The sequence below is a fragment of the Psychrobacter sp. I-STPA6b genome, assembly GCF_020662265.1.
Taxonomy (GTDB): domain Bacteria; phylum Pseudomonadota; class Gammaproteobacteria; order Pseudomonadales; family Moraxellaceae; genus Psychrobacter.
The window spans coordinates 1-300 of sequence record NZ_VEWM01000072.1 but is presented as its reverse complement, the minus strand read 5'-3'; the positions used below and the strand labels follow the sequence as shown (position 1 = coordinate 300).

The 300-nt window shown below is 56.7% G+C and carries 1 pseudogene; it reads left to right on the top strand.

The annotated features are described in order from the left end of the window. Nucleotides 1-58: 58 nt before the first annotated feature. Nucleotides 59-300 (top strand): annotated as a pseudogene (locus tag FHK88_RS08505) (hypothetical protein); the annotation flags it as partial.

Genomic DNA, 300 nt, shown 5'->3' with positions numbered 1-300 from the left:
GATTACTGAAAATGGGCTGGTGTTTTATACCAACTATTTAAGCGCAAAAGCTCAGGATATGCTCTCCCCTCCTCCTGCCGCTGTATTGTTTTTTTGGCCTTCCTTCTCTCGTCCGATTCGTCTTCGTTGCCCGCTTCCCCCCCTCCCTGAAGCGCCGTCCGCTTCTTCTTTTCCTCCTCTTCCCCCTTCTCTCCCGTTCTCCGCCTGGGTGCGTCCGCCCCCCCTGTTCTTCGTTTCGCGCCGTGCTTTGCTGGCGCCCCCGTTTTCTTCTTGCCCCGCTTCTTCTCCCGCTGATGCTGT